The organism is Fundicoccus culcitae, assembly GCF_024661895.1.
Classification (GTDB): Bacteria; Bacillota; Bacilli; order Lactobacillales; family Aerococcaceae; genus Fundicoccus_A; species Fundicoccus_A culcitae.
In genome coordinates, this window is the sequence record NZ_CP102453.1 from 493,739 (window position 1) to 512,248 (window position 18,510).

11 protein-coding genes are annotated in these 18,510 nt (G+C 36.4%); all 11 read right to left on the bottom strand.

Features of this window, described 5'->3' with window-relative positions; translation table 11 throughout:
- Nucleotides 1-52: 52 nt before the first annotated feature.
- Nucleotides 53-4,018, bottom strand: a complete 3,966-nt coding sequence (gene addA / locus NRE15_RS02370; RefSeq protein WP_313794019.1) for a helicase-exonuclease AddAB subunit AddA — start codon at nucleotides 4,016-4,018, stop codon at nucleotides 53-55.
- Nucleotides 4,011-7,595: a PD-(D/E)XK nuclease family protein gene (locus NRE15_RS02375; RefSeq protein WP_313794020.1), complete on the bottom strand. Its 3,585-nt coding sequence runs from the start codon at nucleotides 7,593-7,595 to the stop codon at nucleotides 4,011-4,013. Before NRE15_RS02375 ends, addA begins: the two co-directional genes overlap by 8 nt.
- Nucleotides 7,596-7,709: 114 nt before the next feature.
- Complete coding sequence (pepT, locus tag NRE15_RS02380; protein WP_313794021.1) at nucleotides 7,710-8,942, bottom strand: peptidase T; 1,233 nt, start codon at nucleotides 8,940-8,942, stop codon at nucleotides 7,710-7,712.
- A 17-nt stretch (nucleotides 8,943-8,959) separates the two neighbouring features.
- Nucleotides 8,960-9,760 carry a Nif3-like dinuclear metal center hexameric protein gene (locus NRE15_RS02385; protein WP_313794022.1) on the bottom strand — a complete coding sequence of 267 codons (801 nt, stop codon included), beginning with the start codon at nucleotides 9,758-9,760 and terminating at the stop codon, nucleotides 8,960-8,962.
- A complete protein-coding gene (locus tag NRE15_RS02390; RefSeq protein WP_313794023.1) occupies nucleotides 9,732-10,466 on the bottom strand; it encodes a tRNA (adenine(22)-N(1))-methyltransferase in 735 nt (244 codons plus the stop codon). Before NRE15_RS02390 ends, NRE15_RS02385 begins: the two co-directional genes overlap by 29 nt.
- 419 nt (nucleotides 10,467-10,885) lie before the next feature.
- On the bottom strand, nucleotides 10,886-12,061 hold the full coding sequence (gene rpoD, locus NRE15_RS02395) for an RNA polymerase sigma factor RpoD (protein WP_313794024.1): 1,176 nt from the start codon (nucleotides 12,059-12,061) through the stop codon (nucleotides 10,886-10,888).
- A gap of 12 nt (nucleotides 12,062-12,073) precedes the next feature.
- On the bottom strand, nucleotides 12,074-13,924 hold the full coding sequence (dnaG, locus tag NRE15_RS02400; protein ID WP_313794025.1) for a DNA primase: 1,851 nt from the start codon (nucleotides 13,922-13,924) through the stop codon (nucleotides 12,074-12,076).
- A 23-nt stretch (nucleotides 13,925-13,947) separates the two neighbouring features.
- A complete protein-coding gene (locus NRE15_RS02405; protein WP_313794026.1) occupies nucleotides 13,948-15,198 on the bottom strand; it encodes an MFS transporter in 1,251 nt (416 codons plus the stop codon).
- Nucleotides 15,199-15,241: 43 nt separating this feature from the next.
- On the bottom strand, nucleotides 15,242-15,829 hold the full coding sequence (gene yihA / locus NRE15_RS02410) for a ribosome biogenesis GTP-binding protein YihA/YsxC (protein ID WP_313794027.1): 588 nt from the start codon (nucleotides 15,827-15,829) through the stop codon (nucleotides 15,242-15,244).
- A gap of 12 nt (nucleotides 15,830-15,841) precedes the next feature.
- The gene (clpX, locus tag NRE15_RS02415; RefSeq protein WP_313794028.1) at nucleotides 15,842-17,086 is read right to left on the bottom strand and encodes an ATP-dependent Clp protease ATP-binding subunit ClpX; all 1,245 of its coding nucleotides are present in this window, start codon (nucleotides 17,084-17,086) and stop codon (nucleotides 15,842-15,844) included.
- Nucleotides 17,087-17,207: 121 nt separating this feature from the next.
- Nucleotides 17,208-18,488, bottom strand: a complete 1,281-nt coding sequence (tig, locus tag NRE15_RS02420; protein ID WP_313794029.1) for a trigger factor — start codon at nucleotides 18,486-18,488, stop codon at nucleotides 17,208-17,210.
- Between the last annotated feature and the right edge of the window lie 22 nt (nucleotides 18,489-18,510).

Consider the following 18,510-nt stretch of genomic DNA (forward strand, 5'->3'; position numbering starts at 1 on the left):
AAACAAAAACTGATTTAGACACTTTGAACAATGTGTCTAAATCAGTTTTTTGTTAACTAAATTGTATCCATTCTGCTTCTGTTAACCAGACAATGCTTTCAAAATCTAACAAAATTAAACCGACACGACTCACAGAAATTTGTGTGGCCGAAACTAAGGCTTCACGATACAAACTAATTTGAAAACGATAGCGCGCTTTAATTGTTTCAATCTGTTCATCTCGGCTCTGAGAGCTTAAAGGACGAAAGCGATCGGTCTTATAATCGATTAATAACAGACTGCCATCGTCTAATTGAACATAATTATCAATGACACCATGGATTAATAATTGATCATCAGCTAATTCCTGCACTTCTAAGTCATCTAATTGTTTTTTGAAAATACGCTTGGCAGGCATCAACATTGAAAAAGCTTTTTCGCGTTTTAATGGATAATCGGTATCAATCAAATATTGCCCGACATCAGAGTTTAAAAACCAAATGATTTTATCCAGTAAAATATGTTCAACTTGTTGGGTATTCAATAATTTCTGATTAACCAACTCTTTGATTTGACTATCCAAAACAAGATGATAATCTTGCGCCTCTCTAAAACGACTAAAATCAAGTTGTTGTAACAGGAAATGTGTATACGTCCCAATATCTGCATAGTTTACCGTTTTCACTTGCATAAATGCAGGTGCTTCAAAGGTATCTGACGTATAACGGATCCCTTGTATGTGTTCAACTTGCTCTGGCACATTTTCTTCCATACTGTTTTCAAAATCCGCTGAAACGGATAAGGTTGATGGCTGACTTCGATCACTATAATGACTTAATTTTTCAATTCGAGGTTCTTCATACAGTCGCTTTAATTCTGATACGGATTGATAACTGGATGTCTTAGTCGCTAACAAATAAGCATATTTGGTATGCATCATCTGATTAATATGCGTAATGGTATCAGATTCGACTTTTTGCGGTGACCTTAGCTGCTTAACCAATTGTTGGCGCCAAACATGGTTCATTGGTTGCGCATCTTGCGTGTCAAACAGTGGCATAGCTACTTTAATCTCATCATAGGTATAATAAGTGGTCGTCACCTGATTTAAATTAAAGTTAGCCACACTGTGACGATTAGAAGGAACTGCCATGGCTTGTAAAACCCAATCGAGCCAACTTTGCGCCTTTTGCCGTTCATGCGTATGGATGAGGAGTTGATCCGATGGGGTCATCTGCTTAGTTTGCTCTTGCAGTTGTTCCACTTTTTCTTTAGACTTCACGGTCCCAATCAAAATCAACTTTTGTTCACAGCGCGTTATGGCAACATACAACTTCCGCATTTCTTCGGCTTTTAATTGATTAGTCTTTTCAATTTTTAATGCTTGTTTTATCACTGACTGGTATTTGGTCATAGACGTGTAGTCATATAAGTCAATTCCCAAACCATAATTTTTCGAAGCGATATAACGCTTGTGGTTCACATCGGTTAAATTAAACTTTTTCCCCATATTTAATACATACACCACAGGAAACTCTAGCCCTTTACTAGCATGCACAGTCATAATCCGGACGAAATTTTGATTACCATCCAATAAAACAGGTTCAGCTAAATCGTTATCTCTTTGAATAACTTTTTCAATATAATTGACAAAGCCAAATACCCCTTTGTAAGATGATTGTTCAAATTGCGCTGCTCGTTCATAGAGGGCATGTAAATTTACTTGACGTTGCTCGCCATTGGGCAATCCCGCTACATAATCAAGATAATTCGTTTCTTGATAAATTGTCCAAATCAATTCGACCAAGGAGACAGTCTGAGACAAATCTTGCCAATGATGTAACTGATGAATAAAAACAGTCAACTTCGAATAAATATCTTGCTCACTCTGACGATGATTTTCGTGCTCAGCATAATTTTCAATATAAGCAATAACGGCTTGATAATAAGAGCCATAAGTATGTGGAATACGAATTTGACTTAATTCTTCGTCTGAAAGATTCACAAAATAAGACCTCAAAACAGCCACTAAAGGTATATCCTGTACGGGATTATCAATAATCTTCAGTAAAGCAATCATCAAACGGACTTCTTGCCTTTGGAAAAAATTTTCTACTTTTTGCGCATACAGAGGAATACCATAGGACTCAAAAACTTGTTGGACCGTTAAAAAAGGAAATTTAGTCGAGGTTAAAATGACAATATCTGAATATTGCAGGGGGCGTTGCTTCTGGGTCGGGTGTTCTTTATCATAAATCAAAAAACCTGAAGCCATTTTCTCATTAATATTTTGAGCTAAAAGGTGCGCTTCGGCTTCAATACTTGCATCGAAACCTTCATCGATGTCACTTTCTAAGCTGTCATCTTCAACTGAATCCCCTTCTTTAACATTTAGCAATAGTTCAATATTAAAGTCTTCATTCGGCGCAGGTGGAATAAAGCTTGTATTCCCTACTTTTAAGGACTCATTGTGACCATAGGACATTTCACCGAACGCATCATCCATTAGACGTTCAAAAATAAAGTTAGCAAACTCAAGAATTTCAGCCCTTGATCGATAGTTTTTACCTAAAATAATCAATTCGTGTTCATTATCAGCTTGGTAGCTATGGTATTTATTTAAAAAGAGGCTGGGTTCAGCCATACGAAAGCCGTAGATAGATTGCTTTACATCGCCAACCATAAAGAGGTTATTTTGCAATTCAACCTGTTCGTGACTTAACCAAGAAAGAATAGCTGCTTGAATCTCATTAATATCTTGATATTCATCAACTAACACTTCTTTAAATAATTTATGATAGTAGGTTGCTGCAATACTCGCTTCCCTAAGCTGTGTCTGCGTATTATATGGGGCTAAGATTTCCAACGTTAAATGTTCTAAGTCATTATAATCAATGACATTCATCTCAGCCTTTTTAGCTTCTAAACCTTCTTGAAACATTAAGGTTAAATGACTTAATTGTTCAATAACTTGATGGGCTTGTGTTTCAATTTCCAGACTTTGCTCGTAGGCATAAGGAAACAGCGTTATGATTTGTTTGTTGACTTGATCTTTGGCTTGGTCACGTAACTGTTTGAGTTCATTAACAGCTTCATAATCGTCACTTTTCTTGCTATTACTTTTCCATTTCCCAAAAGCCAGCTGATTAATAGCTTGATATACTTTTTCTAACGAACCACTTTCCAGTATATCTAACAACATCAGCAATTGATTTTTATCATCCGTAAGCGTGCCTTCATAGTTAGTGATGGTTTGTTGGCTTAAGGTTAGGAGCAGGTCATAGGCTTGCTCTAATAAAGCCAAACTACTATGCGCAGCGGTATTTATTTGGCTTTTTATGGTTTTGTTAAATAATTCTGATTGTCCAAATTCGGAAAAGTTGGCTGTCGATTCGACCATTTCAGCTAACCACATGGCTGGTTCCGTATGCGAACTAGCAAATAAGTAGAGCTCTTTGACTATATTGAATAAGCCGTCATCATTACGTGCATTTGAAAAACGACCCAGTAAATCGTTTAAAGAGGCAACATCAATGGCTGTCGTAAAGGCGTCTGTCTTGCCTTCCCAAATCGCATTAACGACATCCGTCCAAACTTCTTCATACAACAATTGTTTTTGTGTTTCATCGGTCAACAATTGAACATTTGGATTAAAGTCAATTAAGTAGAAAAATTGTTGAATGACTTGCAAACAAAAACTGTGTAAGGTACGAATGTGCGCAGTGGATAGTTTATTGACCTGATCTAATAAATACCGCTGCTCTTCGCCGTCTAAAGTCTCAGAAACCGCCTCATGTAAACTTGTTTCCATCCGCTGCTTCATTTCCTTAGCCGCTAATTCAGTAAATGTTACCACTAATAATTGGTCAATGGAGGCATATTTTTCGCGAATATGATACAAAATACGTTCGATTAAGACTTTTGTTTTCCCAGAACCTGCCGAGGCAGAAACGAGTATGTTGGTGCCAGCTGTATGGATGGCTTGCCACTGATCATCATTATACATCGATTGTTCTGGCTTAATAGGTATTTTACGCATCGTTCTCCCCCTCCAATTCTTGTTGGATTTTGTCAATCAGTTGATCTTTAGTCACGGTTTTGTTGCGATACACATTATAGTGTATGGTTGGATCAAAACCTGTAATTACACGATATTCGGCTTGCATCGATAAAGTAAAGTGCTCCTCTTTAAAGGGTTGTAAAGTGATCTTACCCTCCATTATTTCTTCGCCAGCTTTTTTAATTAAGTGATGCATATATTGGCTCAACAATTTAAATTCATCTTGCGTAAAATACTGGCTGAATCGATTATAGTCACCATTTTTAAGTAGGCTCGCCGGATAAATTTGACTTGTTTTCTTTTCACTTAATAAAGGTTCAATTTGACCTAAAGTAGCAGCATCGACGGTTAAAAAGCCTTTATAACGATTATTTTCCATCAACTGCTCAATAACAGCGGCTTGATTCGTTTGTTCTTGCCAAGTCTGCGCAGTCCCATTTTGGTAACTATTGACTAAAGGTTGATAAAAAGCGCCTAAAGGCTGAATATTGCTGTAATTATGCATGGCAACATTTAAATACGTTAAAATCTGTAAGTCAATGCCATAATAGACGTCTAAAGGGTCAAAGGATTTATTCCCTGACTTATAGTCAATGACTTGTAAAAAAGGGTCTTGTCCCTTTAATTGAATTTTATCAATCCGATCAATTTTCCCACTAATACTTAAACGACTACCATTGGATAAATGATAGTCAAATCCTTTGAGCGGGCTTTGCAGACCAAATGTCGCTTCTGTACTTAAAATTTCAAACCGCGTTCTTTGTTGTTGTAATTGTGTCATTTGAGCAAATTGATATAATGTTCGATTTAGTTGGCCTTGAATGGCTTCAAATCGCGGTTGACTGGATAATAAGTTAAAGCGATTATCTTCGCTTAAGCGCGCTAAAGTTTGTTGATAGCTTTGTATAAACTCAGCCTCATCTAATTGGGCCAGCTGTGTATCATTTTGATTCAACAAGGTCATCCATTGATCTAAAAATTCATGCATATAATCCCCCGTTTTAGCCGGCGTTAATGCAAATTGTTCTCTTTCGCGAATGCGCAAACCATATGTTAAGAAATGACTATACGGATCTTTATAAAACTGCTCTAATTTCGAAATGGATAAATTAATTTGTTCGCCATAAAGAGCTCTAGCTGTCTCCGCTTGAATATAATCTGGCAAAGGGTTGGTATATAGTAGGGCATCAATTAATTGATAAATCGTACGGACACGTCCACTGAGATGCTGTTCCTGATACTCCCCTACTATATGTAAGAGGCTTTGCAGGTTATCTGAAATAGGCGATTTAGCTTCAAAATGATAGCGGATCATTTGTATAATGGGGGTTAATTGAACCGCATATTTACCCACATCACTCGTATGCAACTGTGGCTGCGTTAAGTAATTCATTTGCGAATTAAAGCTAGTCGTATTTATTTTAAAGGTTTTTTGTAAGTCTTTTAAATGAGGGGCCAATTCGACTTGTTGATCGTTGACGTTACTGGCAAAACTTATATATAGTTGATCAGTTGCATTAAGTAATAACTGATGAATCAGCAATAACTCAAGATGGGTTTGTTTTTGTGGGGCATCGGTTAAATACTGATAAATTTCAAGCTTATCTTGAATGGATTGACGGTTTTCGGTCGTTAAAAGGGAGTCACTTTCTTGGTATTGAGGTAGAACCTGGTTATTCGCACCAATAATAAAGCAAATTTTCGCAGGCTTTACTTGCGGACTGGCCATATTGGTAATAGTGACTTGATCCATGGTGGGAGGAATAATATGGTAGCTACCTTCATTCAAGCCCGTTAGGATTAGCTCAGCAAAAAGATTAAAATCGATGGTTTTATCTTGGTATAATTGATGGAATTCATTTAATGTATCCACAAATACTTGCCAAACTTGTTCGTGTTGCCGCGAAGCCTCTATATCCCCTTCTTCAATGGCTTGATCACGTAAGAAGATTAGACGGTCTTTGACACCACTTTTATCGACTAAATGATAAAACCATTGCGCAGCTTCATCCCCGGTAAATGTATTTTGCCATTGATCTAATGGCTTAGCTAAGGATGTTAACATCCATTGTCTAATCGCTGTCGTAATTTGTTCATTCGTTCGTTGTGTCTTACGTCCATGGACATCTTCATAAACGACGGATTCTTGATCATATGACCAAATAAATTTAGGATTAGTGAAGCGATAACCCAGATAGCCATTAGCCAAAATAATATTCTCAAATAAATACTTCTGATGCTTCATTTCATCTATTTCATCATCCGTCCATAACAAGTCATCCTCTGATGTATCCATGGGATAATATAAATCCGATTTTAAGACATACATTAAATCATTAAATTGCCAGTTAAAGCGTTTTAAATTTAAAACGGATTCGAGCCATAGCATCAATGGATGTTGATCCATACGTGAGGTATGGTCAAAAAAGTATGGAATATCATTCATTTTAAAATAAGGCCTAACTAAGCTTTGATAACGATCCATATCCCTAGCGACCACTAATATATCGTGATAGCGATAACCTTGTTTGTGGACTAAGTAATGAATTTGATTGCTTAAGTGACGTATTTCTGTTTGCAAAGTATCGGATTGCCAATAATAGACGTTTTCAACTGCTATGACGGCAGTGCCAGCTTGCTGCTCATTATTTTGTGTATTTATCCGGAAATAATTGGCCAGTTGCAAAATATCCTTTTTATAATTGTAACTAGGACCTTGAATATACCAATCTTTTTTAATAGCTAAATTTAAATAATTAGCTAAGTCTTTAATTTGAAGATAGGTATTTTTGGGAACTTGCGCAATGGGTAACCACAGGGTGTTTTCTATATCCGAATCTTTGAGGGGTAAGGTAATCCAAACATCCGTAAACGACCGTATCATTTCCATAATTAAAGCCATCTGTTGAGCATCAAAATAGTAAAAATGATCAATAAAAATATAATGATTATCAAAACTTTCTTTGGCTTGAATGTATTGAATTAAATCAGTGTATGATTGATAGTTGGCTAATTGTTTATCTTCAATAGCACTAATAAACGCTTGATACAACATAGCTAGTTCTTTAAGTCGTTGTTCTTCGACATCATAGTCCCCATCAAAAGTGTCTAAACGATTGGGGGTTATATTTTCCGGGCTAATGCGACCTTCATACAATTCTTCAAACAATTGCAAGAGTTTTTCAATAAAGCCTTGATACTGAATTTGATTGCGATAAACCAATAATTCCTCTTGCTTATCTTGCAAAATCTGCCGAATCAACATGCTTAAGCCCACTTGCGTCAGTTGAGGTTTGTTTTTAGTGTTGGGTGGCAATAAAAACCAAGCCAGACGCGTAAAACTCATCACTTGGATATCCAGCATGGCTTGTTGTTGGTTGCCTAGTAAATGTTCTAATTGCGTCAACAACAAAGATTCCATATCAAATTTGATATGTTCAGGGACAATGTAGTAAATCACTGCTTCAGGATTCGATTGTTTAATGTCAAGCATTTTGTTGATTAAGATACTTTTTTTATCGGTACTTAAATCACCTAAAACAAATTGTAAAGCCATCTTTGCCTCCTTTACTTAATCCTATCACGCAAAAAAACCGAACTTTTAAATTATAGTGGGACCGTCCTTCATCCTATAATTATAAAGTTCGGCTTTCTGCTAAACAAGCTTAAATTATAATGCGTTCCGTTTAATAATTTCAATAATGACTTCAGTTGCTTTGACCATTGATTCAACGGCTACATATTCATAACGACCATGCATATTTTCGCCACCCGCAAAAATATTTGGCGTTGGTACACCCATAAAGCTAATTTTCGACCCATCAGTGCCCCCACGAATCGGAACGATGACAGGCTCAATATCTAAGGCTTCCATCGCTGACTGAGCTAATTCGACCGAAGTCATATCTTTTTGAATCACATCAGCCATATTATAGTATTGGTCAAACAAATCTAATTTAATCGGTTCGCTTGGGTATTTGCTATTAATGGTATTCACTACTTCAACCACAAATTCTTTGCGTTTTTCAAAAGCTTCACGGTCAAAGTCACGAATAATCATGCTTAATTCAACTTCATCCACCGTACCCGCCACATCACCAATATGATAAAAGCCTTCGCGACCTTCCGTTTGCTCGGGCACTTCATTGGCTGGTAAATGATCCATAAAATCATTCATAATGGTAATAGCATTAATCATTTTGCCTTTAGCCGTTCCAGGATGGATATTTTTACCCGTAATCGTCAAGTTAGCCGCAGCCGCATTAAAACTTTCATATTCTAATTCACCGACTGGACCACCATCCATCGTATAAGCAAATTCAGCCCCAAAATGGTCGACATCAAAATGATCCGCACCGCGACCGATTTCTTCATCAGGACCAAAGGCTACTCGCACCTTACCATGTTTTATTTCAGGGTGTTGAATAAGATATTCCATGGCCGTCATAATTTCAGCAATACCCGCTTTATCATCAGCCCCTAATAAAGTTGTGCCATCAGTTGTAATCAATGTTTGACCAACATAACCGAATAAGTTAGGAAAATCAGCTGTTTTCATTACAATATCTTTTTCAGCATTTAAAACAATGTCTTTACCATCATAATTGCTTACCACTTGCGGTTGAACATTTTCCGAATTAAAATCAGCCGTATCAACGTGGGCAATAAAACCGATCGTTGGAACTTTTTCATGCGTTGTCGCTGGTAAAGTTGCTGTCACAAAAGCATTTTTCGCATTGAATTCAACATCTTCCATACCGATTTCAACTAATTCGTCTTTTAACAGATTCAACAAATCCAATTGAATGGCCGTTGAAGGAATCGTGGTCTGCTTAACATCTGAGCGAGTATTAATTTTGGCATAGCGAATCAATCTTGTTTGCGTTCTTTCAAATAAATTCATTAATTGTATCCCCTTTTTTACAAATATTGAAATGGATTAGTGTTTTCCTTACTAGCAATAATGTCAATCGACCACTGATGTTCCAAATTCAATTGTCCTAACAAAGCCGCCATTTTAGCTATAAAAATCTTCTCTGCATAATGCCCAACATCCACGGTCATCATATCATACTCATAACAATCATGCCCGTGATGATAAGTAATATCCCCCGTTAAATAAATATCCGCCTCTTGTAAGGCAGCTGCTTCAGCAAATTCTGAACCTGACCCACCTACAACCGCTATTGTCTGATAAGTCGTTTTTGGTTTTTTTTCAATCACGGTCAACCGTTCAATATCTAAAGCCTTTTTAATATAAGCCAATACCTCTGCTCTAGGCATCGGCTGTTGTAGTGCACCGATTCGACCGATATGGTTATCGGGATTTGGATCAGTGGCTAAAGCGACTACATGGCTTAATTGTAAAGTTTCCGCTAACCAATCATTCATGCCATTCGTTGCTTTATCCAAATTCGTGTGTAAGGCAAAAATATTTATTTGATTTTGGATAAGTTGTGAATACATATTGATTTGTGGGTTATCGATATCAAAGCGTTTGATAGGTTTAAAAATGGGTGGATGATGCACAATAATCGTATCCACTTGCTTATCAATGGCTTCTTGAACAACCTTTGGACGTATATCCAATGAAACCAAGACTTTGGATACTTCGGCGTGTTGACTACCAAAATGTAAACCAACATTATCATAGTCTTCAGCCAAGGCTGGTGGATAAAGTTTATCTAAGACGTCAATTATTTGCTTTAATGCTGTTGTCATCTGCTAGCACCTCTTTAATTAAATTAATTTTATGTTCTAATTCGGCTTGTTTTTGCCCATCAACGTGTTTTGATTGCTTAACCGAGGCGAGTATGCGTTGTATGTTGTGGCGTTCGCGTTGCCATTTAGTAGAGAATTCTGGCGTCTGTTGACGTAAATTAAAGGGTCCAAACATTAGCTCTTCTTCAGTTAAAAGGGGCGTCTCTTCAACCTTTTGTGAGACCATTACTTCATAAAGACGTCCTTGATCAATCAGAACCGTCTCAGCAAGGATATCGAAGTGGTATTTATTTAAAAAAGACCGTAAATTCTGCTCTGACGTATTAGGTTGTAACACTAGAATCGCGTTCATTTGTATTTTGTCTAAACCTTGCTTTAAAATATCACGAATTAAATTACCACCCATCCCACAAATGCTGAAGGTGTTGATGGCATCTTGGGGATAAACTACTTCCAAGCCATCGCCTTTACGCACATCAATGGTTGCTTCCAGCGAATGGGCTTGCACCTCTCTTTGCGCAGATTGGAAAGGTCCTTCAACGACTTCCCCCGCAATCGCAAAGTCAATCTGTTGCTTTAAAACAAGGTGCACAGGTAAATAAGCATGGTCACTCCCAATATCAGCTAAGCGAATGGGTTGTTGACCAAAGGTTTGGATATATTGCGCCACCTGCTCCAAACGTGGCGATAATTGTTCAGCCTTCATAAAAACCTCCTCTAAAAACACATAGTCAGCGGGATTGAACGACCCTAAAATAAACAAGTAATAAGGCTATTCAACGTCCTTTCACTTGGCTGTTTCCGAAATCTCTCGGTCTTACTCTTCACGCTAACAAACATACTATTATTGTATCAAATTAGATAGATGTAGAGAAATAAAAATAGAAAATAGTTTGCCTTATGCGTTCATTGTTTCAAACAAATAGATAACCTTATCTAAACCAGCCAATTTAAGCAAAAAAACCCGACAATTTCTAATTATAGTGCCAAGGATAAACCGGCTCACATCGGTCCCTTTTGGCTGATAAACCATTAGGGAGCGAATCGCTGGGCGAGTCTGGAGCCGTGCGGAAGACGGTCCCACTATAATTAAAAACTGTCGGATTTTGCAGCGTTTTCTAAATCCTACTCCAAGAAATCTTTCAGCTGTTTAGAACGACTAGGATGTCTCAATTTTCTTAAAGCCTTCGCTTCTATTTGTCTGATCCGTTCACGCGTCACACCAAACACCTTACCCACTTGTTCAAGCGTACGAATATTACCATCATCTAAACCGAAACGTAAACGTAAAACATTTTCTTCCCGATCCGTTAAAGTATCTAATACATCTTCCAATTGTTCACGCAATAAGGCTGAGCTAGTATAATCTTCAGGACTCATAGCCCCTTCATCTTCAATAAAATCACCTAAATGTGAATCATCTTCTTCACCAATAGGCGTTTCTAAAGAAACCGGCTCTTGAGCAATTTTTAAGATTTCACGTACTTTTTCTGTAGGTAAATCCATTTCTGCACCAATTTCTTCAGGTGTAGGTTCCCTACCTAAATCTTGTAATAATTGTCTTTGAACACGAACAAGTTTATTAATGGTTTCAACCATATGAACGGGTATCCGGATAGTTCTAGCTTGATCGGCAATCGCCCGTGTAATGGCTTGACGAATCCACCAAGTCGCATAGGTTGAAAATTTAAAGCCTTTGGTATAATCAAATTTTTCAACTGCTTTCATTAACCCCATATTACCTTCTTGGATTAAATCAAGAAACTGCATCCCACGTCCGACATAACGTTTAGCGATGGAAACAACTAACCGAAGATTAGCCTCAGCTAATTCTTGTTTAGCCAATTCATCACCATCAGCGATACGTTTTGCCAGCTCAATTTCTTCTTCACCGGTTAATAAAGGTACCCGTCCAATTTCTTTAAGGTACATTCTTACAGGGTCACTAACTTTTATTTTTGAAGCAGCGACTTTTGAAGCACTTGATTCCTCGACTTCTTCAATGGCTATATCGTCTGCACGAACCATTTGTTGTTTGGTAGGACCACCATCATCACCTACAACAGCTATCCCACTATCTTCAACTTCTTGAATTAACTTATCCATAGCATCTGCATCTAAATCATATGGACTAGCAATTTTTTGCGTTAATTCATCATAATGAATTTGACCAAGCGATTTTTTTTCTGCAATTAACTGTTTGGTTGCTTGTTCAAAACTAACGGTTAATTCTTGTTTGCTATCCTCTGTTTGGTCTAATTCTGTATTTGTTTCATTTAAATTTTCTGGTGTTTTAGCCATAAACGTCTCCCCCTATGAGTTTGATTTAAGTTGACGTGTCAATTGTAATATCTTAATTGCGAGTGCATTTGCTTCATTATTTTTCTGTTCTTTACGATAAACAACCATTTGCTGACTAAGTTCCTTAATCTCCAAATTGACAAATTCTTCATTCATCACCCTTAAACAATCGTTTATTATTTGATCGGAATAGGCCATGGGGTCTTTTTCCCAAATAATCGTTGTTAAAAAATGATTCATCTCAGGACTGGTAATTTGACTGACAACATCCGTAAGTGGTATAGGGTACCCTAAATCATAATAAAAGTGTTGTAACTCAAAATACAGTTGTTGCGATTGTTCATGAAAAAAGATCAGTTCATCATTCATTTTCTCTACATAGGACCATGCCTCTTGATAATAAATCAAACACGCCAACAGTGTTTTTTCTGCTTGAAAAGCTCTTTCGGACTTAATATTAAAGGCAGAAATAGTTTGTTGAGGTGCTTCTTGTTGAACGATTTGCATTTGTTCACTGGATTGGTTGGCTTTTTGTTTTTTATTAATATAATTGGCTTGAGCGAGTTGCTCTTTAACTAATGATTCACTTAAATTAAATTCTTGAATTAAATTGTTTAAGCGTAATTGTTGTTCAATCGGCGATTGAATATTAGCGATTAATTTAATTAAAGCTTCAATATACCAAGCTAATTCTTGTTGATTCGATAAATCATAGCTTTTCTTCAAATAATTCATTTGAAATTCAAAGGGACTCAAGGCTTGTACAATTAATTTTTGAAAAGATTCACTGCCATGTTGTTGAATCCACTCATCAGGATCCATCTTTTGCGGAATAATCAAACTTTTAAACGTATTATTAGGAAAAGCAACACTTAATTCAAACGCACGAGCAATCGCTTTTTGTCCCGCATCATCTCCATCAAATACAAATACAACCTCTTTAGCTAATTTAGTGACTTGCTTAAGATGAGATTCGGTTAAACTTGTTCCCATCGTCGCCACCGTATTCTCAAAATTAGCTTGCGTTAAAGCAATAACATCCATAAACCCTTCACAAATTAACACTTGATTCGATTGTCTAATCGGTAAACGCGCACGATCTAAGTTAAAAAGTAATTGATTTTTTTGAAAAATGATTGTTTCAGGCGAATTCAAATATTTTGGCGACCGCTTGGACGTATCTTCAGACATTAAACGGCCCGAAAAACCCACGACTTTGCCTTGCATATTTCGTAAGGGAAACATTAAACGTCCATGGAAACGGTCAATCAATTGTTGCGAATTTTCAGAAAGATAAAAAATACCACTATTAATCAACTCATCGTCAGTAAAATGTTCCTTTTTTAAAAACTGCCATAAAATTTGACTATTATCCGGAGCAAAACCAATCGCAAAATCATCGATTGTTTGTTGGGTTAAATTCCGCTTTAACAAATATTGTAAGGCAGCTTCCCCATTAACCGTATTATTCAAATAATAATGATAAAATTCACTGACTTTTTCATGGATGGAATAAAGGATTTGCTCACCTTTTGATTGCCCAGTCAGCGAGTCATTGGAATCAAAATAAGCATCCACCGAAACATTTGCCATTTCGGCAGCCTTTTTGACAGCTTGCGGAAATGTAATACCTTCAATTTCTTGCAGGAAACCAAATACATTCCCCCCACGTCCGCAAGAAAAACATTTATAAATCTGTTTTTGACTTTGAACTGAAAAAGACGGGTTGCGATCTTCATGAAATGGACAAGAAGCGGTATAACTATTGCCTCTTTTAGTTAACTGGACATATTGATTAATCACATCAACGATATCTATTTTTTGTCTAATTTCTTGGATGACTTCTTCCGGTATTGTTTGCAAATGAAATCACCTCTATTTCAAGCTTAATTGGTCTCTTTCGGTTTAGATTTATATAAGAAAAAAGCACCAATAATAAATTGTACAATAATTGCAAATACACCATTTAAGGAATTGCCTGTTTGTTGCGATACAATAGCTAAAATAGTCGTTCCTAAAACGGAACTAAATTTCCCGAAGATATTGTAAAAACCAAAAAACTGATTGGTTTTTTCTTTAGGTATAATTTGACCAAAATAAGAGCGACTTAAGGCTTGAATCCCGCCTTGAGCAGTTCCAACTAGAACAGCTAAAACAAGAAAATCATTAAACGTACGAATGCCTAAGGCCATCAGACAAATAACAATATATGTCCCGATTCCAAAAAACAACATCGTGCGATTGCCAAACCGTTTGGCTAAAGTACCATAAATAATCGAACACGGAAAAGCAACAATTTGAACCACTAGTAACATAATAATTAATTGATTAGCTGATAAACCTAAATCCGTACCCACCGAAGTCGCCATCCGAATAATGGTTCCCACGCCATCAATATAAAAGAAATAACCAATTAAAAATAAATAAATATGTGGATATTTTTTTAGTTCGCTTAAACTAACTTTCAACGAATCGAGCGTTGTTTTAACAATCCCTTCCGTTCTTTCCAAATAATGCGTTTGATGAACATTCTTCCAATAGGGAATCGTAAACACAAACCACCATACGGCCGTTATAATAAATCCAATATTAACCGTTGTCGTCGCACTAAAAATACCTGAAAGTTGAATAACCATAAAAATCAAGAAAGGAATCACACTACCAATATAACCAAAGCCATAACCAGCTGAACTAACCAAATCAAGCCGTTCATCCGTTGTTGCATCTAAGAGAGAACTATCGTAAAAAATATTCGCAATACCAAAGCCAATGGCTGATAAAACATACAAAACAAGTAATAAATTCCAATTACCCGTTGGCACAAAAATCATAGCTAAAACTGCAAAAATTCCGATGAGTGTACCGACAGTGAACAAAGGCTTGCGTACACCCCGATAATCCGCACTTGTACCCAAAAAGGGTGCTAAAACCCCAACAAATATTGTCCCAATTGAATTAGCATAACCTAGGTAGGCTGTTGAGTCGGCATCTGCAATTCCAGCAGCATCAGTCATCGCTTTATAGAAGATAGGAAAAATTGCAGTTGTAATCATTAAAGAATAAACTGAATTTGCCCAGTCTTGCATAATCCAACTCCACTCAACCGTCGAAAATTTATTTTTTAACGTTTTGAACATTGGTTACTCCTTAATAAAGATAGTTATTATTTTATCCAATTACTTATGCTTCAATCATGTCTGAAATAATCTCCCAAATTAGGTCACTACCCTCGCCACTTTCGGCTGAAAATGGGAACAAGGCATCTACAGAAGGTAAATCTAAATCTTTTTTGAATAGACTCAAGTGACGTGTCCATTGGCTTTTTTTAATTTTATCCGACTTAGTAAGAATAATACCGTAAGGAATATCTAACTCTTCAACAAATTCTTTCATCGCAATATCTAATTCTGTGGGTGGATGTCTAAAATCCATAAGTAAAAATACAAGTTGCAAGTTTTCCCTTTGACTTAAATATTTCTCAATCATCTTCCCCCAACTGGCTCGCTGTGTTTTAGCTACGCGTGCATAACCATAGCCTGGAACATCAACGAAACGGAACTGATGGTTAATATTATAAAAATTTAGTGTTTGTGTTTTACCAGGTTGACCAGAAGTTCTAGCTAGTCCTTTACGATTAATCATCTTATTAATAAATGACGATTTACCTACATTAGAACGACCAGCTAGAGCAATCTCAATGATCTCATCTTGAGGATATTGATTTGGACTCACTGCGCTAGTAACCAATTCTGCGTGCGTTACTTGCATCTTCTCACCCCATTATGAAATCTTTCGATTATCTTCACCGTAATAATTCGGTGTTTGACTTCCATTAACATTTTCTTTGGTAATAATAATCTTAGCCACATCATCACGACTTGGAACTTCATACATAATATCTAACATAACTTCTTCAATAATAGAACGTAACCCTCTTGCACCTGTTTCACGACTTAAGGCTTTTTCGGCGATGGCTTCTAAAGCATCCTGTTCGAAATCTAGCTCAATGTTGTCAATTTCAAATAATTTTTGATATTGTTTCACCAAAGCATTTTTAGGTTCTGTTAATATACGAATTAAATCCTCTTTCGTTAATTTCTCTAATGACGCCATAACAGGTAATCTTCCAATAAATTCTGGAATTAACCCAAATTTAAGTAAGTCTTCAGATGAAATCTGCTGCATGATACTTTTATTTTCATCTAACTTACCTTTAGAACTACCAAAACCAATGACCTTACTGCCAAGGCGTTCTTTAACGATGGTTTCAATCCCATCAAAAGCCCCTCCCACAATGAATAAAATTTGACTTGTGTCTAATTTTAAAAATTCTTGGTTAGGATGCTTTCTACCACCTTTTGGCGGTATATTCGCTTCTGTTCCTTCTAAAATTTTCAGTAAAGCTTGTTGAACCCCTTCACCACTAACATCCCGTGTAATCGAAACATTCTCTGATTTACGTGATATTTTATCAATTTCATCAATGTAAACAATCCCATGTTGCGCTAATTCTAAATCATAATCAGCGGCTTGTACTAATTTAAGCAAGATGTTTTCAACATCCTCACCGACATATCCGGCTTCAGTTAAGGTTGTTGCATCAGCAATGGCAAAGGGAACGTTTAAGATGCGGGCTAATGTTTGAGCTAAAAAGGTTTTACCTGAACCGGTTGGTCCAATGAGTAAAATATTGCTCTTTTGAAGCTCAATTTCAGAATCCTTATTGATTTGATTGATGCGCTTATAATGGTTGTATACCGAAACAGCTAATGTTTTTTTTGCTTCATTTTGTCCAATCACATATTCGTTTAAAATACTCATGATTTCGCTTGGTTTCAAGATTTTAATCGGATCATGTGTTTTTTCGTATTTCATTTCTTCATCAATGATGGATTTACATAATTCAACACATTCGTCACAGATGTATACATCTGGACCTGCAATGATTTTATTAACTTCATCTTGTGATTTGCCACAAAACGAGCAAAAATAGTCATTTGACCTATGATTAATATTGCGAGCCATTTGACTACCTCCCTCTTATCTTTTATTCATACGCTAAAGAGGGATGCAATTGTCTACCTGTATCAGTGCGTGACATTTGCAATCCCTCAATTCATATGTACTAATCTACTTATTATTATAATTAAACTTCTTCGACTGAGTCAATAATTAAGCTCATCGCTTTTTTCATTTTAATATCAGAAGCCAGCATATCGGTTGTTACAATACCACGAACTTGTTCAACATCCATACCATATTGATCGGCAAGATCAGTAATTTCTTTCTCGATTTCATAATCATCCACTTGGATATCTTCAGCTGCAACAATCGCCTCTAACACTAAATTCGTTTTCGTACGTAATTCAGCTTCTTCACCAAATTGATCATGTAAATCAGCTTCAGTTGTACCTGTAATTTCGTAATACATCTTTTCATCAATGCCTTGACGACGTAAGTTGTTTAAGAAATGATCCATTTGACGATGTATTTCATCGTGTACCATTTCATGAGGTAATTCAACAATTTCAGCATTTTCTACCGCTTGACGAAGCGCTAAGTCGTCGATAACATCTTTAGCTGCTTTATCTTTTTGTTCGCTTAATTGAACTTTAATTTTATTTTCTAATTCGGCTAATGATTCTACTTCTTCATCAGCATCTTTAGCAAATTCATCATCCAATTCAGGGACTTCTTTGGTTTTCACTTCATGAACAGTTACTTTAAATGTAACAGCTTTACCTTTCAAGTCCTCCGCATGATAGTCTTCAGGGAATGATAAATTAACATCAACTTCATCACCTGCTGAAGTACCAACTAATTGTTCTTCAAAACCAGGAATGAAAGAATTAGAACCTAATTCAAGTGAATGGTTTTCAGCTGTTCCACCTTCGAACTGCACATCACCGTCGAAGCCTTTATAATCAATAACAACTGTATCGCCTAGTTCAGCCGCTTCTTCTTTAACCACTAATTCAGTTAAAGCTTGACGTTTTTTTTCAATTTCTGCTTGAACATCTTCATCAGTCACTTCACGATCTTGTTTTTCAACTTGTAGACCTTTGTATTCACCTAATTTAACTTCAGGTTTTAAAACAACTTGTGCTGTTAATACCCAAGGACTATTTTTTTCAACCGTCTCAATATCAAATTTAGGTTCAGTGACTACTTCAAGAGCTGTTTCTTTGATGGCTTTTGAATAAGCATCAGGTAAAACCATATTAATAGCATCTTCATATAAAGATTCTTCGCCATAAACATTATTAAATATTTGACGTGGCACTTTGCCTTTTCTAAATCCTGGCACCGTCAAGTTCTTTTGTACTTTTTTAAATGCTTTATCTAAAGCTTTTTTTACTTCATCAGTAGGAACTTCAAACGTTAATTTTCCCTCGTTAGCTGATGTTTTTTCAAAATTCGCTGTCATACTGATATGACCTCCAAACTAC

Coding starts and splice junctions, on each gene's coding strand:
- addA (WP_313794019.1), bottom strand. CDS start 4,018: ATGCGTAAAATACCTATTAAGCCAGAACAATCGATGTATAATGATGAT.
- NRE15_RS02375 (WP_313794020.1), bottom strand. CDS start 7,595: ATGGCTTTACAATTTGTTTTAGGTGATTTAAGTACCGATAAAAAAAGT.
- pepT (WP_313794021.1), bottom strand. CDS start 8,942: ATGAATTTATTTGAAAGAACGCAAACAAGATTGATTCGCTATGCCAAA.
- NRE15_RS02385 (WP_313794022.1), bottom strand. CDS start 9,760: ATGACAACAGCATTAAAGCAAATAATTGACGTCTTAGATAAACTTTAT.
- NRE15_RS02390 (WP_313794023.1), bottom strand. CDS start 10,466: ATGAAGGCTGAACAATTATCGCCACGTTTGGAGCAGGTGGCGCAATAT.
- rpoD (WP_313794024.1), bottom strand. CDS start 12,061: ATGGCTAAAACACCAGAAAATTTAAATGAAACAAATACAGAATTAGAC.
- NRE15_RS02405 (WP_313794026.1), bottom strand. CDS start 15,198: ATGTTCAAAACGTTAAAAAATAAATTTTCGACGGTTGAGTGGAGTTGG.
- yihA (WP_313794027.1), bottom strand. CDS start 15,829: ATGCAAGTAACGCACGCAGAATTGGTTACTAGCGCAGTGAGTCCAAAT.
- clpX (WP_313794028.1), bottom strand. CDS start 17,086: ATGGCTCGCAATATTAATCATAGGTCAAATGACTATTTTTGCTCGTTT.
- tig (WP_313794029.1), bottom strand. CDS start 18,488: ATGACAGCGAATTTTGAAAAAACATCAGCTAACGAGGGAAAATTAACG.